Raw genomic sequence first — 12,827 nt, 5'->3', positions numbered from 1 at the left:
AAACAAAAATGAAAAAAGTAACAACGGCGGCAATCATCTCGATCTTGGCCCTTATGCTCTCGGTGTCAGGTGCGCTGGCCGCACAGAAGGTCAACGTGCGTATCTCCGCCTGCAACTCGCTTACCCACCCGCAGACGATAGGGCTCGACGTGATGAAGCGCTATGTCGAAGCGAAGACCGGCGGCAACGTCGTGATAAAGATATTCCCGAACAGTCAGCTCGGCTCGGAGGAGGAATCGCTCTCACAGGTGCAGACGGGCTCGCTGGAGATGGCTACAGCCTCAATCGGACCGGTAACGACTTTCCAGAAGAAATTCTTCGTCCTCGACATCCCTTTCCTTTTCAATTCGTACAATGAGGCCTGGATGGTAATGGACAGCAAGGTCGGCAGAGACCTCCTCGACTCGCTCGAACAGAGCGGGCTCAAGGGGCTCTGCTTCATGGAGAACGGCTTCAGACACGTCACCTCTTCGGTCAAACCGATAAACACGATAGCCGACTTCAAGGGGCTGAAAATCAGAACGATGCAGGCGCCGATGCACATGGCGAACTTCGCGGCCCTCGGCGCTAACCCTACGCCTGTCCCCTGGTCGGAGCTCTACCTCTCGATGCAGCAGAAGATAGTCGACGGCGAAGAGAACCCCATCGCCAACATGTGGGACCTCAACATGTACGAAGTCCAGAAGTACGTCTCCCTCACGCGCCACATCTACGACGGGATGCCGCTGGTGGCCAACCTGAAATGGTTCAACAAGCTACCGAAGGAGTATCAGGAGGCGATAATGGTCGGAGCGATACTCGGACAGAACTACAGCCGCTTCGTCAACGCCGGACGCGAAGACGCGATACTCGCGAAGCTCAAGCAAAAGGGCATGAAAATCAACACGCCGACGGCCGCCGCGATGAACGAGATTAAAAAGAAGTCTCAGCCCGTGGTGATCGAAAAGGTAAAGAAGGAGACGAGCAAGGAATACGTCGACAAGTTCCTCAAAGACGTAAACGCCGTCAAGGCCGATACGCTGAAAGGGCTGAAGTAGCCCCGCCGCGCGGCCGGGCGCCGCGCGGAAGCTAAGAAAGAGGTTAATGACATATGCTGGCAGCATTTGACAAACTTATAAACCGTATGTACAAGGTCATACTGTATATACTGATCCTCCTCGGACTCGTGATGCTGGTCATCGCGTGGGCCCACGTATTCTACCGCTACGTGCTGAACGATTCGCTCACATGGTCGGAGGAGCTTCTGAAAATCATGCTGGTCTGGTTCTGCCTGCTGAGCACCACGATCATAGCGGCACAGAGGGGACACGTCAGCATCGTCGTCTTCAAGGAAATGATGCCGAAGAGCGTCAACAAATTCGTAACGTTCGTCGCTCAGCTGCTGATGTTCCTCGCGTCGCTCGTGGTCCTGGGGATAGGGATGCAATTCGTAGCCGCCGCCGGAGTCAGGCTGACGCCCGCGCTTAGGATGCCCTACCGCTACGCTTTCGCGGCGATTCCGGCCTCCTTCGCGATCCTTTCCCTCTACGAGCTGCGCAACACTCTGGCGGACCTGCTGAAAGGGCCGAAGACGGCAGTCAAGGTGAACGAGAATTAAAAAGCCGCGCTTTCAGCCGGCACTGATGGACGCGGACCGCCTTCGGCCCGCGTCTTTTTTTAAGGAGGACGTCCTATGATCGTTTACGCAAAGGGCATGGACAACGACATCTACATGCGCCACATAAAGGAATTCGCAAAAGCGAACCCGCGCCACCGCTTCACGTCGAAGGAGGAGAGGAACGCCGACGTCGTTCTCACGGAGGAACTTTCCACGGAGGAGATAGGGCTCTACCCGAAGCTTAAGGCCGTATTCGCGCCGATAGTCGGCAAAAACAAATTCGCGGTCAAAGAGCTCGAAAGGAGAGAGATAAAAACCTTTTTCATCGAAGGCACGCCGGAAATCGTAGCCGAGCACGCGCTCGCGCTCGCCCTCGCCGTGATGGGGAAGATAGCGCTGCACGACAGGAACATGAAGGAACGCGACAGCTGGAGCTTCGACGACAGCTACTGGGATTCGCTCTTCGGCGCGAAGGCGGCGATTCTCGGCGCCGGGCGGATAGGCGGCATGATAGCGTCGTACCTGCGCCCGTTCAAATGCGATATCACGGCCTTCGACAAGCGCAGCAGGGAATGCGGCGGATTATTCGACAGGACGACGGACGACCTGCGCGAGGCGATAAGCGGAGCAGAGGTCATATTCGCGGCGCTCGAGCTGAACGACGAAACCTTTCATATAATAGGAAAAGAGGAATTGGAGCTCATGAAGGGCGCTTACCTGATCAACATAGCGCGCGCCGGGCTCGTCGACGAGGAGGCCCTCGACTTCGCGGTAAAAAACTGCTTGCTGAAGGGCTTCGCCGCCGACCCGTGGTACGAGTATCCGGCGAGCTACCCCGAGGGAGGGGGCGGCGCCTGCGACGACTGCGCGCCGTCGCGCTTCGATTTTTATAAATCGCCCCGCGTCGTATGCACGCCGCACACAGGCACTCAGACGCTGCGCGCGAGGGAGGTCTATATAAGCCAGATCCTGAGGAGACTGGAAAGCTATCTCAACGCCGGTTAACGCGGCGCGGCCTTTTTCCAGATGTCGCCGCGGTAGCCTATCTTCCACAGATAAAGGCCGCAGGCCGGGTAGGTCCTGCCGCCGTCGGACCTTGCCTTCGATCTGTCGAGCAGCCCCGTTATTTCGTGCGGCTCTATCAGCCCCGACGCGGCGAGTTCCATGTTGCCGAGCGTTATCCGCACCATGTTGTGCAGGAAGCCGTCGCCCCTTATCTGAAAGACTATCAGCGGCGGCCTCCGATAGAGGCGGATTCTCGTGACGGTACGGAACGTGTCCTTCACGTTTTCCTCGGCGTGGGAGAAGTTCGCGAAGTCGTGCGTGCCCGCCAGATATTTCGCCGCCTCGGCCGCTCTGCCCCAGTCGAAGCGTTTCTGTTTGAGCCAGAAGACGCGCCCCTCAAGGTGCGGATATATGGTGCTTTCGTTCCATATGAAATATCTGTATTCGCGCTCCTTCGCGCAGAATCTCGCGTGAAAATCCTCCGGCGCCGTGGCCGCGCGCATTACGCTGACACCCTCCGGCAGATGCGCGTTGACCGCAAGGACGAGGCGGCGCGGCTCCCATTCGCGCGCCATGTCGAATGAGCAGACCTGCGCCCGGGCGTGTACTCCGGCGTCCGTGCGTCCGGCGCCGGCAACCGCGACGGCCGAGCCGTTGATGAGCGAAAGCGCGTTTTCGAGCGCGAGCTGCACGGTGGGAAGCCCCGGCTGCACCTGCCAGCCGAAGAATTTTCCGCCGTCGTAAGAGATCTCGGCCGCGTAGCGCGTCATTTCGCGAGGAACCTTTCGCCGAATATTATCAGAGCCGACAGCGCCGAGAGCAGCGCTATCGCTGCGCTGTCGCTCCTGCGCCAGTGCAGCGGCTTCAGCTTCGTCCTTCCGCTTCCTCCGTTGTAGCCGCGCGCCTCCATGGCGACCGCGAGGTTTTCGGCGCGCCTGAATATTATCACGAAGAGCGGGACGAGCACCGGTATGTAGGCGCGCGCCCTCTTTATCGGGCCTCCCGTTTCGAAATCGGCGCCGCGCGACTTCTGCGCCTTTATTATGCGCGAGGTCTCTTCGAAGAGGGTCGGTATGAAGCGCAGCGCTATTGTTATCATCATCGCTATGTCGTGCGCCGGCACCCCTATGTGCGCGAGGGGCGACATGAGCCCTTCGAGCCCGTCGGATATGCGCGCCGGGGAGGTCGTCAGAGTCAGCAGCGAGGCATACATCACGAGCAGCGCTAAGCGCAGCGAAATCAGGAAGGCCAGCATAAATCCCTCTTTCGTCGCGCTGAAGCCGAAAATTCTGAAAAGAAGCTCCCCAGGCGTGGCGAAGATATGAAGCAAAGAGGTGAATATGATCAGTATAAAGACGGGCTTCGCGCTGGAAAAGAGCGTACGGGCGGGAATTTTCGAGAGGCGCGAGAGGAAGAGGAGCAGCAGCAGCCAGAGCAGGAAGGAGGCGGCGCTGCGGGTCACGAACAGGAGAACGATGACCGCCGCCGTCATGAGTATCTTTGCGCGCGGGTCGAGCGCGTGCACGGGCGTGTCGGCGGGGATGAACTGCCCAAAGGCTACTTTGTCCGCGCGCGCCATTTTTCTTTCAGCCTTTCAAGAAGAGCTTCGGCACTCCATTCGAGCTTATCGACGACGCCCGACGACGCGAGCCTCTTTGAAAGCTCAAGGACGTCCGGCAGCACGAGCCCCTTTACCGGAGCGGAGCAGAGGAATTTCGCGCACTCCTCCGGCGCGCCGCAAAAGACGACGCGCCCCTCTTCGAGAATCAATATTTCCGAGCTTATCCTCAGCGCTAGCTCTACGTCGTGCGTGATGTGGATTATCCCCATCCCCTCCGCGGCGAATTTCGCGAGCAGCGCTTCCAGCTCGCGCGCGGAAACGCAGTCAAGCCCCGCGGTCGGCTCGTCGAGGACGAGGTAGGAGGGCTTCGCCGCTATGACGGAGGCTATCGCGATTTTTCTCTTCTGCCCGCCGGAGAGGTTATGGGGCTGCAGCGGCAGAAATTCCGCGGAAAGGGAGACGGCGGCCAACGCTTCCGCGACGCTTTTTTTGACGCCTTCTTCGTCGAGCCCCCAATTCTTCGGCGCGAAGGATATTTCCTCTTCGACGCTTTCGGCGAATATCTGCTGCTCAGGGTACTGAAAGACGAGACCGACTTTTTTGCGCACGGAGCGCACCTCGGCCGGGGAACCAGAAGTATCCGCGCCGTCGACGGTCACGCTGCCCGACTGCGGTATTATCAGAGCGTTGAGGTGCTGGGCGAGCGTCGATTTGCCGCTTCCGGTGTGGCCGATGACCGACAGTATCCCGCTTTCCGCGCGGAAACTGACGCCGCGCAGCGCCTCGCACTCCGTAGGCAGCCCTTTGTTGTAGCTGTACGATATGTTATCTACCGAAAGCGTCATTCAAACACTTCTCCACGGCGCATATTTCCGGCGCGCACCCTTCCGGCAGCAGGCCGTCCCCCTTCAGCCCTTCGCAGAGCCTTTCCAGCGGAGGCAGATCCAGCCCGAGCTCCGATAGCTCGGAGCCCTTCATTTTAAAGAAGTCTTCGCGTCTCATATCGAGCGCGATTTTTCCCTCTTTGAGCATCAGCACGCGCTCCGCGCCGCGAATCTCTTCGAGCCTGTGCGTGACCTGGACAATTGTTTTCCCCTTCGCGTGCTCCGCCGCTATTATTTCCGTAAAGGCCCGCCTCGACTGCGGGTCGAGCATCGAAAGGGCCTCGTCGAGCAGTATCGCAGCCGGGTGCATCGCAAGAGCGCCGGCAAGCGCGAGGCGCTGCTTCTGCCCTCCGGAGAGCGACGAGACGAGGCGCGTCTCCATGCCGGCAAGGCCGCACGCAGCAAGAGACTCGGAGACTCTTCCGCGAATCTCCTCAGTCGGGCAGCCGAGGTTCTCCGGACCGAAGGCGGCCTCCTCCTCCAGCGTCGAGGCGACTATCTGATCCTCGGGGTTCTGAAAGACGATCGCGCAGCGCGCGCTCCTATTTGCGGCGGGGCGCTCCGAGCCCCCGCCGCAAATAAAAGAAGAGCCCTGCGTTGGAGCAAGCAGGGCGCTTAATATTTTTAGGAGCGTCGTCTTTCCGGAGCCGTTAGAGCCGAGGAGCGCAACCCACTCTCCCGCGCGTATCTCCAAATCCACTCCCGAAAGTATCTTTCGGGAAGAGCCCGGATAGGAAAACTCCGCTCCGCTGAGTATAAATTGTGCCGCGCCGGGCATTAATTAATCTACCAGCTGTATTACCGCCATCGGCGACGCGTCGCCGACTCTCGCGCCCATTTTCACGATTCTAGTGTAGCCGCCGTTGCGCTCCGCGTACTTCGGCCCTATTTCGTTAAAGAGTTTCAATACGGCCTCTTTATGAGGGATGCGGGCGATCACCAGGCGGCGGTCGTTGATCGTGCCGGACTTGGCCTTTGTGATGAGCTTTTCGGCGACGCTTCGGAGCTCTTTCGCCCTCGTCTCGGTCGTCACTATGCTGCCCTCGATGAAGAGACTTGCGGCCATGTTGCCCAACATGGCGCGTCTATGGGAGCTGCAGCGCCCCAACCGCCTTTTACTCATGCGGTGTCTCATTGTTTATTCCTCCTTTGGGTTCTGTTCACTGTCGGCCTTGTCTTCTTCTTCGTCGTCGCCGATCGGCGCGCTTATATCGCCGCTCAGGTGAAGATCGAACTTGGCCAGTTTTTCCTCTATCTCACGAAGGGAGATTTTGCCGAGGTTGCGTATTTTTAGAAGGTCGTCCCTCGTCTTCGTTACAAGTTCGCCTATCATATGGACGCCGCCCCTCAGCAGGCAGTTCTCGCTGCGCACTGAAAGCTCAAGGTCTCTGACGGGGCGCGCGTATATGGAATTTTCTCCCATCGGGAAGCCGCCGAGAGCGCGCGAATCGAAGCTTTGCTTGCCGCCCGCGGCTCGCTGCTGAGCCTCGTCGCTCTTGATGATCTCGGAGAGAGCGCTCGTCCCGGGCCCAGCCAGCGCGTCGACGATCGAAGCGTAGTATCCCTTGAGGATAAGCCCCGCCTGTATGACGGCGTCCTCGGGCGTGACGACGCCGTTCGTCCAGATCTCCAGCGTAAGGCTGTCGTAGTCCGTGCGCTGTCCCATGCGTTTGTCCTGTATATCGTACTTTACGCGCTGGACGGGAGAGAAGAGCGCGTCCGTCTGAAGTGCGTCGATCGGAAGGTACGTCGCACGCGGACGGTCGATAGGCGCGTATCCGGTGCCGATGGAGACGTAAATGTCCATCGAGACCGAGTGCCCCTCTTCAAGAGTGCATATGTACGCGTCAGGGTCAGGGAACTCGATCTCGCTGTCCGGGTCGATGTCTGAAGCCGTGACGGCTTTCGGCCCCTTCGCTTCCAGATGCAGCGTGCGCACCGACGTCGAATGGCAGCGGACGGGAATATGCTTCAGGTTGACCAGAATTTCGATAACGTCTTCCTTCACTCCGGCGATCGTACTGAATTCATGCAGCACGCCGTCGATACGGACGGCGACCACCGCGGCTCCGCTTATTGAGGAAAGCAGGACACGGCGCAGCGAATTGCCAAGCGTGACCCCGTATCCTCTCTCAAGTGGCTCGATCGTGATCTTGCCGTATGAAGGGGTTGATTCCTGTACTATGATCTCATGGCGGTCGTGATCCATATTCTCCCCCACCTTCTCGTCACGTTAACGTGCATAGAATTCGACAACGAATTGCTCGTTCACCGGTACGTCAATCTGCTCGCGGACAGGTGCGGAAACGACTGTTCCGGACATTGCCTCTACGTTGAAGGAAAGCCACGCAGGGATGCTGCGGGCCGCCGACGCCTCGGCGTTTTCTTTAAGGGTCGCCACATCGCGGCTGCCCTCCGCTACCGCTACGACGTCCCCAACCTTGAGCAGCGCGCTCGGAATGTCGAGCTTGCGCCCATTGACCGTGAAATGTCCGTGGCATACGAGCTGGCGCGCCTGACGGCGGCTCACGCCGAAGCCGAGGCGATAGACGACGTTGTCGAGACGGCGCTCAAGCAGCTGGAGGAAGTTGTGCCCCGTCTGCCCCTCCATGCCGCTGGCCTTGTCGAATATCTCAGCGAACTGCGTCTCGTGGATTCCGTAGAAACGGCGAAGTTTCTGCTTCTCGCGGAGACGGATGCCGTATTCGCTGAGTTTGCCACGGCGCGTACCATGCTGCCCAGGCTTCGAGTTACGCTTTGCGAAACCACATTTCTCCGTATAGCAGCGGTCACCTTTCAGAAAGAGCTTGGCGCCTTCTGCGCGGCAAAGCCGGCAAACAGGTCCTGTATATCTGCTCATATCAGTATGTACCTCCTTTTAGGACTACACGCGGCGCCGCTTTGGCGGACGGCATCCGTTGTGCGGGATGGGCGTGGCGTCGCGGATAACGTTGACCTGCAGGCCTGCCGCCTGAAGTGAACGAATCGCGGACTCGCGTCCCGGCCCGGGGCCCTTTACCACAACGTCTATTTCGACTACCCCGTGGTCCTGGGCGGCCTTAGCGGCCTGGGCCGCCGACATCTGCGCCGCGTAGGGCGTAGACTTTCTCGCGCCTTTGAAGCCGACGTTTCCGCCCGACGCCCATGAAAGCGCGTTGCCCTGCTTGTCCGTAAGGGTCACGATCGTGTTGTTGAATGTCGAGTAAATGTGCGCTACGCCGTAGCTTACATTCTTTTTTTCTTTACGCTTGCGGCTGCGCTGTACACGTTTGGCCAACTGTCAATCCCTCCTGCTATTTTGTGGCTTTCTTCTTGCCCGCGACGGTCCTCTTCGGTCCTTTGCAGGTGCGGGCGTTGGTCTTCGTCCTCTGGCCTCTGGCGGGGAGCCCCAGGCGGTGCCTGAGACCGCGGTAGCAGCCTATATCCATCAGACGTTTGATGTTCATTGCTATATCGCGGCGAAGGTCGCCTTCGACCAAACGATTGTTCTCAATTTCGGCGCGAAGCTTCTGTTCCTCTTCCTCAGAGAGGTCTTTCACACGGGTGTTGGGATTGATTCCCGTGACCTTTATGATGTCGTCAGCAACTGCCGGCCCTATGCCGAAAATATAGGTAAGGGCTATTTCGATTCTCTTTTCACGCGGCAGGTCAACACCGGCTAAACGAGCCATCCCCTGCTACCTCCTTGCTCCCTGGCGCTGCTTATGGCGCGGATTTTTGCTGCAGATGACGCGCACGACGCCGTGGCGCTTGATAATTCTGCAATATTCACATATAGGTTTGACCGACGGTCTTACTTTCATTAAATGCAGACCTCCTTGGCTATATTAATTCGTCAGTGGCGGGCTATCCGCCTACTTGTATCTGTATGTTATCCTGCCGCGTGTCAGGTCGTAGGGCGATAGCTGTAGCAAAACTCTGTCGCCCGGCAGTATCCTGATGAAATGCATCCGCATTTTGCCCGAGACATGAGCCAGTATTTTGTGGCCATTTTCCAACTCTACTCGGAACATGGCGTTTGGCAGCGGCTCAACTACCCTGCCTTTTACCTCAATTACTTCCTCTTTGGCCATTAGGCAGTTTCATCCTCCTGTCTGCAAGATGTGCCACTGTTTTCCAAAACGTGGGAAATTTTCTGCATCAACCAGCCGTTGTCCAGAGGTTTCCCGCCAGCGACACGCCCGGCCACATCTTCGAGATAATAGTGCGTCTGTTGCAGGTGAATAACATTTTTCCTCTTAGGCTTAGCCGCCTTGTACTCAGCCCCGTTAGCTATCAATATCCGGCCGTCGTCGCGCCCTACTACGGCAAAGGGCTTGCCTGCGTACTTTCCGCGGCGCACGATGACGATCTCCCCGGCGCGGTATCTCTCATCTTGGATGGGGGATGTCACTCCCATGGCGTTAAAATCTCCACACCGTCATCCGTAACGAGAAGGCTGTATTCAAAGTGGGCGGCGTCGCTGCCGTCCCTCGTTACTACAGTCCAGCCGTCCGGCCGCGTCTTGACTTCCTCGGCTCCGGTCATCACCATCGGTTCAACGCAGAATGTCATGCGCGGCTTGACGGTTATGCCGCTTCCCGGCTTCCCAAAATTCGGGACCTGAGGAGCTTCATGCATCCTGCGTCCGATGCCGTGACCCGCGTAGTCTCTTACGAGGCCGTAGCCTGCGGGAATTACGACGTTTTCAACCGCGTGACCGATGTCTCCGAGCGTTGCCCCGGGTTTGACCGCAGCGACGCCGCTGCGCAGGGACTCGTGCGTAAGAGCAAGCAGCCGCTCCCGCTCTTCGCTGATCTCCCCGACAGCAAACGTACATGCGGCGTCCCCAAAGAAACCCTCCAGCGAGGCGCCGGTGTCTATACTGATTATATCTCCCTCTTCGAGGACTCTCTCCCGCGAGGGTATCCCGTGCACGACTTCTTCGTTTATCGAAGCGCATATCGTGCCGGGAAAGGGGATCGACGCCCACGAGGTCTTATAGCCTTTGAAGGCGGGCTTTGCACCCTCCCTGAGGACGAGATTTTCGGCGGCTTCGTCCAGCGTCAGGGTATCGATTCCCGGCCTGACCATATCTCTCATTAAATTGAGAATATCGGCAACGACCCGCCCAGCCCTGCGCATCTTGGCTATGTCGCGGTCGCTTTTGAAGGTGATCATAATAGAGAGCTGCCCCGATTCCTATTTCTTCTCAAGAATCTTCAGCACGGCATCCCTGCCGCCGGTCGCGTCGACCGTAATCAGAAGACCCTTTCGGGTGTAATAGTCGATAAGGGGAGCCGTCTGCGTGTGGAAGACGGAGAGGCGGTTCCTGATAACGCTCTCTTTGTCGTCGTCGCGCTGAATCACTTCTCCTCCGCACTTGTCGCATACGCCCTCTTTTACCGCGGGCTTGAACGCGGTATTGTATATCTCGCCGCAGCGTTTGCATACCCGCCTCGACGTGAGCCTCGAAACGACCGTATCGTCGTCTATCTCAAGGCTGACTACTGCGTCCAGCTTGATCGCGTGCTTCGCAAGCATCTTGTCGAGCGCCTCAGCCTGAGCTATCGTGCGCGGGAAGCCGTCGAGCATGAAGCCTTCCTTGCAGTCGGCCTCCGTCAGACGCTTCTCCATCATTCCGACGATCACTTCGTCGGGCACAAGCTTTCCGGCGTCCATATAGACCTTCGCGTTTTTTCCAAGTTCTGTGCCCGCTTTGACGTTAGCGCGGAGGATGTCGCCGGTCGAAATGTGCGCTATGGGATATTTGCTTTTAATGCTGTCCGCCTGAGTTCCCTTCCCCGCTCCCGGGGCTCCGAGAAGAATTATTCTCATTTTTCAGCCTCCTTGGATTACAGCTTTAAAAGGCTGCCGCCCTTGCCGCCGCGGCGTTTGATTATGCCTTCATAATGGCGCATGAGGAGCTGGCCTTCGATTTGATGCACCGTGTCGAGCGCGACGCCGACGACGATTATCACGGCCGTGCCGCCGAAATAGAAGGTATTGATATTCATCAGCCCCGTCATAAGGGTCGGGACTATCGCTATCACCGCAAGGGCTATCGAACCGCCGAGCGTAATGCGCCCCATTACCTTCTCTATGTAGTCGGTCGTGGGCTTGCCCGGGCGGATGCCCAGGATGAACCCGCCGTTCTTCTTCATATTCGTCGATATATCCTCGGGCTTGAAGACGACCGCCGTATAGAAATACGAGAAAAATATGATGAGGAGCACGTAGAGAATCATATATATCGGGCTGCTCGGGCTCATCGCCTGCTGAATCGCCCTCGCTATGCCGTGCTGGAAGAGTCCGGCTATAGTATAGGGGAAGAGCAGTATCGACGAGGCGAAGATTATCGGGATGACTCCAGCCGTGTTGACGCGCAGAGGAATGAAGCTCGACTGCCCGCCGTACATTTTGTTTCCGATCATGCGCTTCGCGTACTGAACTGGGAGGCGGCGCTGGCCTTCCTGAAGGAGCACGCATCCCGCGACGACCGCTACCATGATCACGACGGCGAGCAGCAGCACGAGGACGTTCATTTCGCCAAGGCGCACGAGCGAAGCCGTGCGCACGATGGCTTCGGGGATCCTCACGACGATGCCCGCGAAGATGAGCAGCGATATCCCGTTTCCTATCCCATGATCGGACATTATTTCGCCGAGCCACATGACGGCGACAGCTCCCGTCGTGAGCGTAAGCGATACGAGGATGATATCCAGTACGCCGCCGGAGTAAATTCCAAGACCTTTCAGCCAGCCTGTCATGCCGACCGCCTGTATGAGCGCGAAGGCGATCGTTCCGTAGCGGGTCCACTGAACGATCTTTTTGCGCCCTTCTTCCCCTTCCTTCTGCATCTTTTCAAGGCTCGGCATAACTACGGCAAGAAGCTGCATGACGATGCTTGAGTTGATATAAGGCGTTACGCCCAGCGCAAATATTGAAAAACGGCTGAGCGCACCGCCGGCAAAAAGGTCGAGGAAGCCGAGCAGGGTGCCCTGGTCGAAAAGCTTTCCAAGAGCGGCAGCATCCACTCCGGGAGTCGGCACATGCGCGCCGAGACGGTAGACGAAGAGCGCTGCAAGGGTGAAGAGTATGCGGCGCTTCAGGTCAGGCAGCCTAAAGGTATCCCGGAAGGAATCCAGCATTATATCACCTCTGCCTTGCCGCCGGCCGCTTCGATCTTCTTAGCGGCCGATGCGCTGAAGGCGTTTGCCTTTACAGTGAGGTTTTTTGTGAGTTCGCCTTCGCCGAGTATCTTGACCGGCCCGCAGGCGCATTTAATGAGACGAAGTCCGGCTAATTCTTCCGCGGAAACTTCCGCTCCAGCCTCGAAGCGATTTTCAAGTTCCTCAAGATTCACCGTCTGGTATCTGACGGTAAAGCGGAAATTGCTGAAGCCGCGCTTTGGTATGCGGCGTGCAAGCGGCATCTGTCCGCCTTCGAAGTTCGCCCCAATGCCGGGGCTCTTGCGGGCCTTCTGTCCCTTGTGTCCTTTGCCGGCCGTCTTTCCCTTTCCGCTGCCAAGCCCCATTCCGAGGCGTTTCTTCTTCCTGCGCGAACCGGGCATCGGTGAAAGTTCATGAAGTTCCATGGCTTATCCCCCCTAATCCTCGACAGACCACTCGAGCAGGTGGCTGATCTTGTCGACCATGCCGCGAATCTGCGGAGTGTCGTCATGATATACGGTCTCGTTGAGCCTGTGAAAGCCGAGAGCCTTTATGATTCTCTCCTGAATAGGAGGACGCCCTATCGTGCTCCTTTTCCATGTAATACGAAGTTTAGCCATAGCGCGATA

At 57.9% G+C, this 12,827-nt stretch carries 20 protein-coding genes; 3 read left to right on the top strand and 17 right to left on the bottom strand.

All coding sequences use genetic code 11. The features are described from left to right. Positions 1-8 precede the first annotated feature (8 nt). The 3 genes from EH55_RS02535 (at position 9) to EH55_RS02525 (ending at position 2,602) form a co-directional block, all read left to right on the top strand. A complete protein-coding gene (locus EH55_RS02535) occupies positions 9-1,037 on the top strand; it encodes a TRAP transporter substrate-binding protein (RefSeq protein ID WP_037974478.1) in 1,029 nt (342 codons plus the stop codon). A gap of 53 nt (positions 1,038-1,090) precedes the next feature. Then, positions 1,091-1,597, top strand: coding sequence for a TRAP transporter small permease (locus EH55_RS02530; protein ID WP_037974477.1), 507 nt, complete (start codon positions 1,091-1,093; stop codon positions 1,595-1,597). 75 nt (positions 1,598-1,672) lie between these two features. Then, positions 1,673-2,602, top strand: coding sequence for an NAD(P)-dependent oxidoreductase (locus tag EH55_RS02525; RefSeq protein WP_037974476.1), 930 nt, complete (start codon positions 1,673-1,675; stop codon positions 2,600-2,602). On the opposite strand, the gene truA is transcribed toward EH55_RS02525, so the two are convergent. The 17 genes from truA to rpmD form a co-directional block, all read right to left on the bottom strand. Next, the gene (gene truA / locus EH55_RS02520) at positions 2,599-3,372 is read right to left on the bottom strand and encodes a tRNA pseudouridine(38-40) synthase TruA (protein ID WP_037974475.1); all 774 of its coding nucleotides are present in this window, start codon (positions 3,370-3,372) and stop codon (positions 2,599-2,601) included. The two genes, EH55_RS02525 and truA, sit on opposite strands and share 4 nt — an antisense overlap. Further along, positions 3,369-4,181 (bottom strand): energy-coupling factor transporter transmembrane component T family protein, encoded by an 813-nt coding sequence (locus EH55_RS02515; RefSeq protein WP_037974474.1) that lies wholly within the window; start codon positions 4,179-4,181, stop codon positions 3,369-3,371. Before EH55_RS02515 ends, truA begins: the two co-directional genes overlap by 4 nt. After that, positions 4,160-5,008: an ATP-binding cassette domain-containing protein gene (locus tag EH55_RS02510; RefSeq protein WP_037974473.1), complete on the bottom strand. Its 849-nt coding sequence runs from the start codon at positions 5,006-5,008 to the stop codon at positions 4,160-4,162. Before EH55_RS02510 ends, EH55_RS02515 begins: the two co-directional genes overlap by 22 nt. Next, positions 4,989-5,747, bottom strand: coding sequence for an ATP-binding cassette domain-containing protein (locus tag EH55_RS02505; protein WP_160170718.1), 759 nt, complete (start codon positions 5,745-5,747; stop codon positions 4,989-4,991). Before EH55_RS02505 ends, EH55_RS02510 begins: the two co-directional genes overlap by 20 nt. Positions 5,748-5,828: 81 nt before the next feature. After that, positions 5,829-6,182 carry a 50S ribosomal protein L17 gene (rplQ, locus tag EH55_RS02500; protein ID WP_037974472.1) on the bottom strand — a complete coding sequence of 118 codons (354 nt, stop codon included), beginning with the start codon at positions 6,180-6,182 and terminating at the stop codon, positions 5,829-5,831. A 3-nt stretch (positions 6,183-6,185) separates the two neighbouring features. Further along, positions 6,186-7,256, bottom strand: coding sequence for a DNA-directed RNA polymerase subunit alpha (locus EH55_RS02495; protein ID WP_037974471.1), 1,071 nt, complete (start codon positions 7,254-7,256; stop codon positions 6,186-6,188). A gap of 24 nt (positions 7,257-7,280) precedes the next feature. Next, complete coding sequence (gene rpsD / locus EH55_RS02490) at positions 7,281-7,907, bottom strand: 30S ribosomal protein S4 (RefSeq protein WP_037974470.1); 627 nt, start codon at positions 7,905-7,907, stop codon at positions 7,281-7,283. A 24-nt stretch (positions 7,908-7,931) separates the two neighbouring features. After that, on the bottom strand, positions 7,932-8,324 hold the full coding sequence (rpsK, locus tag EH55_RS02485; RefSeq protein ID WP_037974469.1) for a 30S ribosomal protein S11: 393 nt from the start codon (positions 8,322-8,324) through the stop codon (positions 7,932-7,934). Positions 8,325-8,340: 16 nt separating this feature from the next. Next, complete coding sequence (gene rpsM / locus EH55_RS02480; RefSeq protein WP_037974468.1) at positions 8,341-8,718, bottom strand: 30S ribosomal protein S13; 378 nt, start codon at positions 8,716-8,718, stop codon at positions 8,341-8,343. 6 nt (positions 8,719-8,724) lie between these two features. Next, the gene (rpmJ, locus tag EH55_RS02475; RefSeq protein ID WP_037974467.1) at positions 8,725-8,850 is read right to left on the bottom strand and encodes a 50S ribosomal protein L36; all 126 of its coding nucleotides are present in this window, start codon (positions 8,848-8,850) and stop codon (positions 8,725-8,727) included. A gap of 51 nt (positions 8,851-8,901) precedes the next feature. Then, a complete protein-coding gene (infA, locus tag EH55_RS02470; protein ID WP_037974466.1) occupies positions 8,902-9,120 on the bottom strand; it encodes a translation initiation factor IF-1 in 219 nt (72 codons plus the stop codon). Then, a complete protein-coding gene (locus EH55_RS02465) occupies positions 9,120-9,446 on the bottom strand; it encodes a KOW domain-containing RNA-binding protein (RefSeq protein ID WP_051682563.1) in 327 nt (108 codons plus the stop codon). The genes infA and EH55_RS02465 overlap by 1 nt, the downstream gene beginning before the upstream one ends. Beyond that, on the bottom strand, positions 9,437-10,207 hold the full coding sequence (gene map, locus EH55_RS02460; RefSeq protein ID WP_037974465.1) for a type I methionyl aminopeptidase: 771 nt from the start codon (positions 10,205-10,207) through the stop codon (positions 9,437-9,439). The genes EH55_RS02465 and map overlap by 10 nt, the downstream gene beginning before the upstream one ends. 21 nt (positions 10,208-10,228) lie before the next feature. Beyond that, positions 10,229-10,864: an adenylate kinase gene (locus tag EH55_RS02455; RefSeq protein ID WP_037974464.1), complete on the bottom strand. Its 636-nt coding sequence runs from the start codon at positions 10,862-10,864 to the stop codon at positions 10,229-10,231. A gap of 17 nt (positions 10,865-10,881) precedes the next feature. Continuing rightward, positions 10,882-12,177, bottom strand: a complete 1,296-nt coding sequence (gene secY, locus EH55_RS02450; RefSeq protein ID WP_037974463.1) for a preprotein translocase subunit SecY — start codon at positions 12,175-12,177, stop codon at positions 10,882-10,884. Beyond that, entirely contained in the window at positions 12,177-12,623 is a 447-nt protein-coding gene (rplO, locus tag EH55_RS02445) for a 50S ribosomal protein L15 (RefSeq protein ID WP_037974462.1), read from the bottom strand. Before rplO ends, secY begins: the two co-directional genes overlap by 1 nt. 12 nt (positions 12,624-12,635) lie before the next feature. Continuing rightward, the gene (gene rpmD / locus EH55_RS02440; protein ID WP_037974461.1) at positions 12,636-12,818 is read right to left on the bottom strand and encodes a 50S ribosomal protein L30; all 183 of its coding nucleotides are present in this window, start codon (positions 12,816-12,818) and stop codon (positions 12,636-12,638) included. Between the last annotated feature and the right edge of the window lie 9 nt (positions 12,819-12,827).

It is taken from the genome of Synergistes jonesii (assembly GCF_000712295.1).
Classification (GTDB): domain Bacteria; phylum Synergistota; class Synergistia; order Synergistales; family Synergistaceae; genus Synergistes; species Synergistes jonesii.
Note: the sequence above shows the minus strand (reverse complement) of the source record. Positions and strands in the feature narration are given on the sequence as shown.

What these genes read in the sequence shown, in the direction of transcription:
- rplQ (WP_037974472.1), bottom strand. Translation starts at nt 6,182, where the DNA reads ATGAGACACCGCATGAGTAAAAGGCGGTTGGGGCGCTGCAGCTCCCAT.
- infA (WP_037974466.1), bottom strand. Translation starts at nt 9,120, where the DNA reads ATGGCCAAAGAGGAAGTAATTGAGGTAAAAGGCAGGGTAGTTGAGCCG.
- EH55_RS02455 (WP_037974464.1), bottom strand. Translation starts at nt 10,864, where the DNA reads ATGAGAATAATTCTTCTCGGAGCCCCGGGAGCGGGGAAGGGAACTCAG.
- rplO (WP_037974462.1), bottom strand. Translation starts at nt 12,623, where the DNA reads ATGGAACTTCATGAACTTTCACCGATGCCCGGTTCGCGCAGGAAGAAG.
- truA (WP_037974475.1), bottom strand. Translation starts at nt 3,372, where the DNA reads ATGACGCGCTACGCGGCCGAGATCTCTTACGACGGCGGAAAATTCTTC.
- secY (WP_037974463.1), bottom strand. Translation starts at nt 12,177, where the DNA reads ATGCTGGATTCCTTCCGGGATACCTTTAGGCTGCCTGACCTGAAGCGC.
- rpmD (WP_037974461.1), bottom strand. Translation starts at nt 12,818, where the DNA reads ATGGCTAAACTTCGTATTACATGGAAAAGGAGCACGATAGGGCGTCCT.
- EH55_RS02465 (WP_051682563.1), bottom strand. Translation starts at nt 9,446, where the DNA reads ATGGGAGTGACATCCCCCATCCAAGATGAGAGATACCGCGCCGGGGAG.
- EH55_RS02525 (WP_037974476.1), top strand. Translation starts at nt 1,673, where the DNA reads ATGATCGTTTACGCAAAGGGCATGGACAACGACATCTACATGCGCCAC.
- EH55_RS02530 (WP_037974477.1), top strand. Translation starts at nt 1,091, where the DNA reads ATGCTGGCAGCATTTGACAAACTTATAAACCGTATGTACAAGGTCATA.
- EH55_RS02515 (WP_037974474.1), bottom strand. Translation starts at nt 4,181, where the DNA reads ATGGCGCGCGCGGACAAAGTAGCCTTTGGGCAGTTCATCCCCGCCGAC.
- EH55_RS02510 (WP_037974473.1), bottom strand. Translation starts at nt 5,008, where the DNA reads ATGACGCTTTCGGTAGATAACATATCGTACAGCTACAACAAAGGGCTG.
- EH55_RS02535 (WP_037974478.1), top strand. Translation starts at nt 9, where the DNA reads ATGAAAAAAGTAACAACGGCGGCAATCATCTCGATCTTGGCCCTTATG.
- rpmJ (WP_037974467.1), bottom strand. Translation starts at nt 8,850, where the DNA reads ATGAAAGTAAGACCGTCGGTCAAACCTATATGTGAATATTGCAGAATT.
- map (WP_037974465.1), bottom strand. Translation starts at nt 10,207, where the DNA reads ATGATCACCTTCAAAAGCGACCGCGACATAGCCAAGATGCGCAGGGCT.
- rpsD (WP_037974470.1), bottom strand. Translation starts at nt 7,907, where the DNA reads ATGAGCAGATATACAGGACCTGTTTGCCGGCTTTGCCGCGCAGAAGGC.
- EH55_RS02495 (WP_037974471.1), bottom strand. Translation starts at nt 7,256, where the DNA reads ATGGATCACGACCGCCATGAGATCATAGTACAGGAATCAACCCCTTCA.
- rpsM (WP_037974468.1), bottom strand. Translation starts at nt 8,718, where the DNA reads ATGGCTCGTTTAGCCGGTGTTGACCTGCCGCGTGAAAAGAGAATCGAA.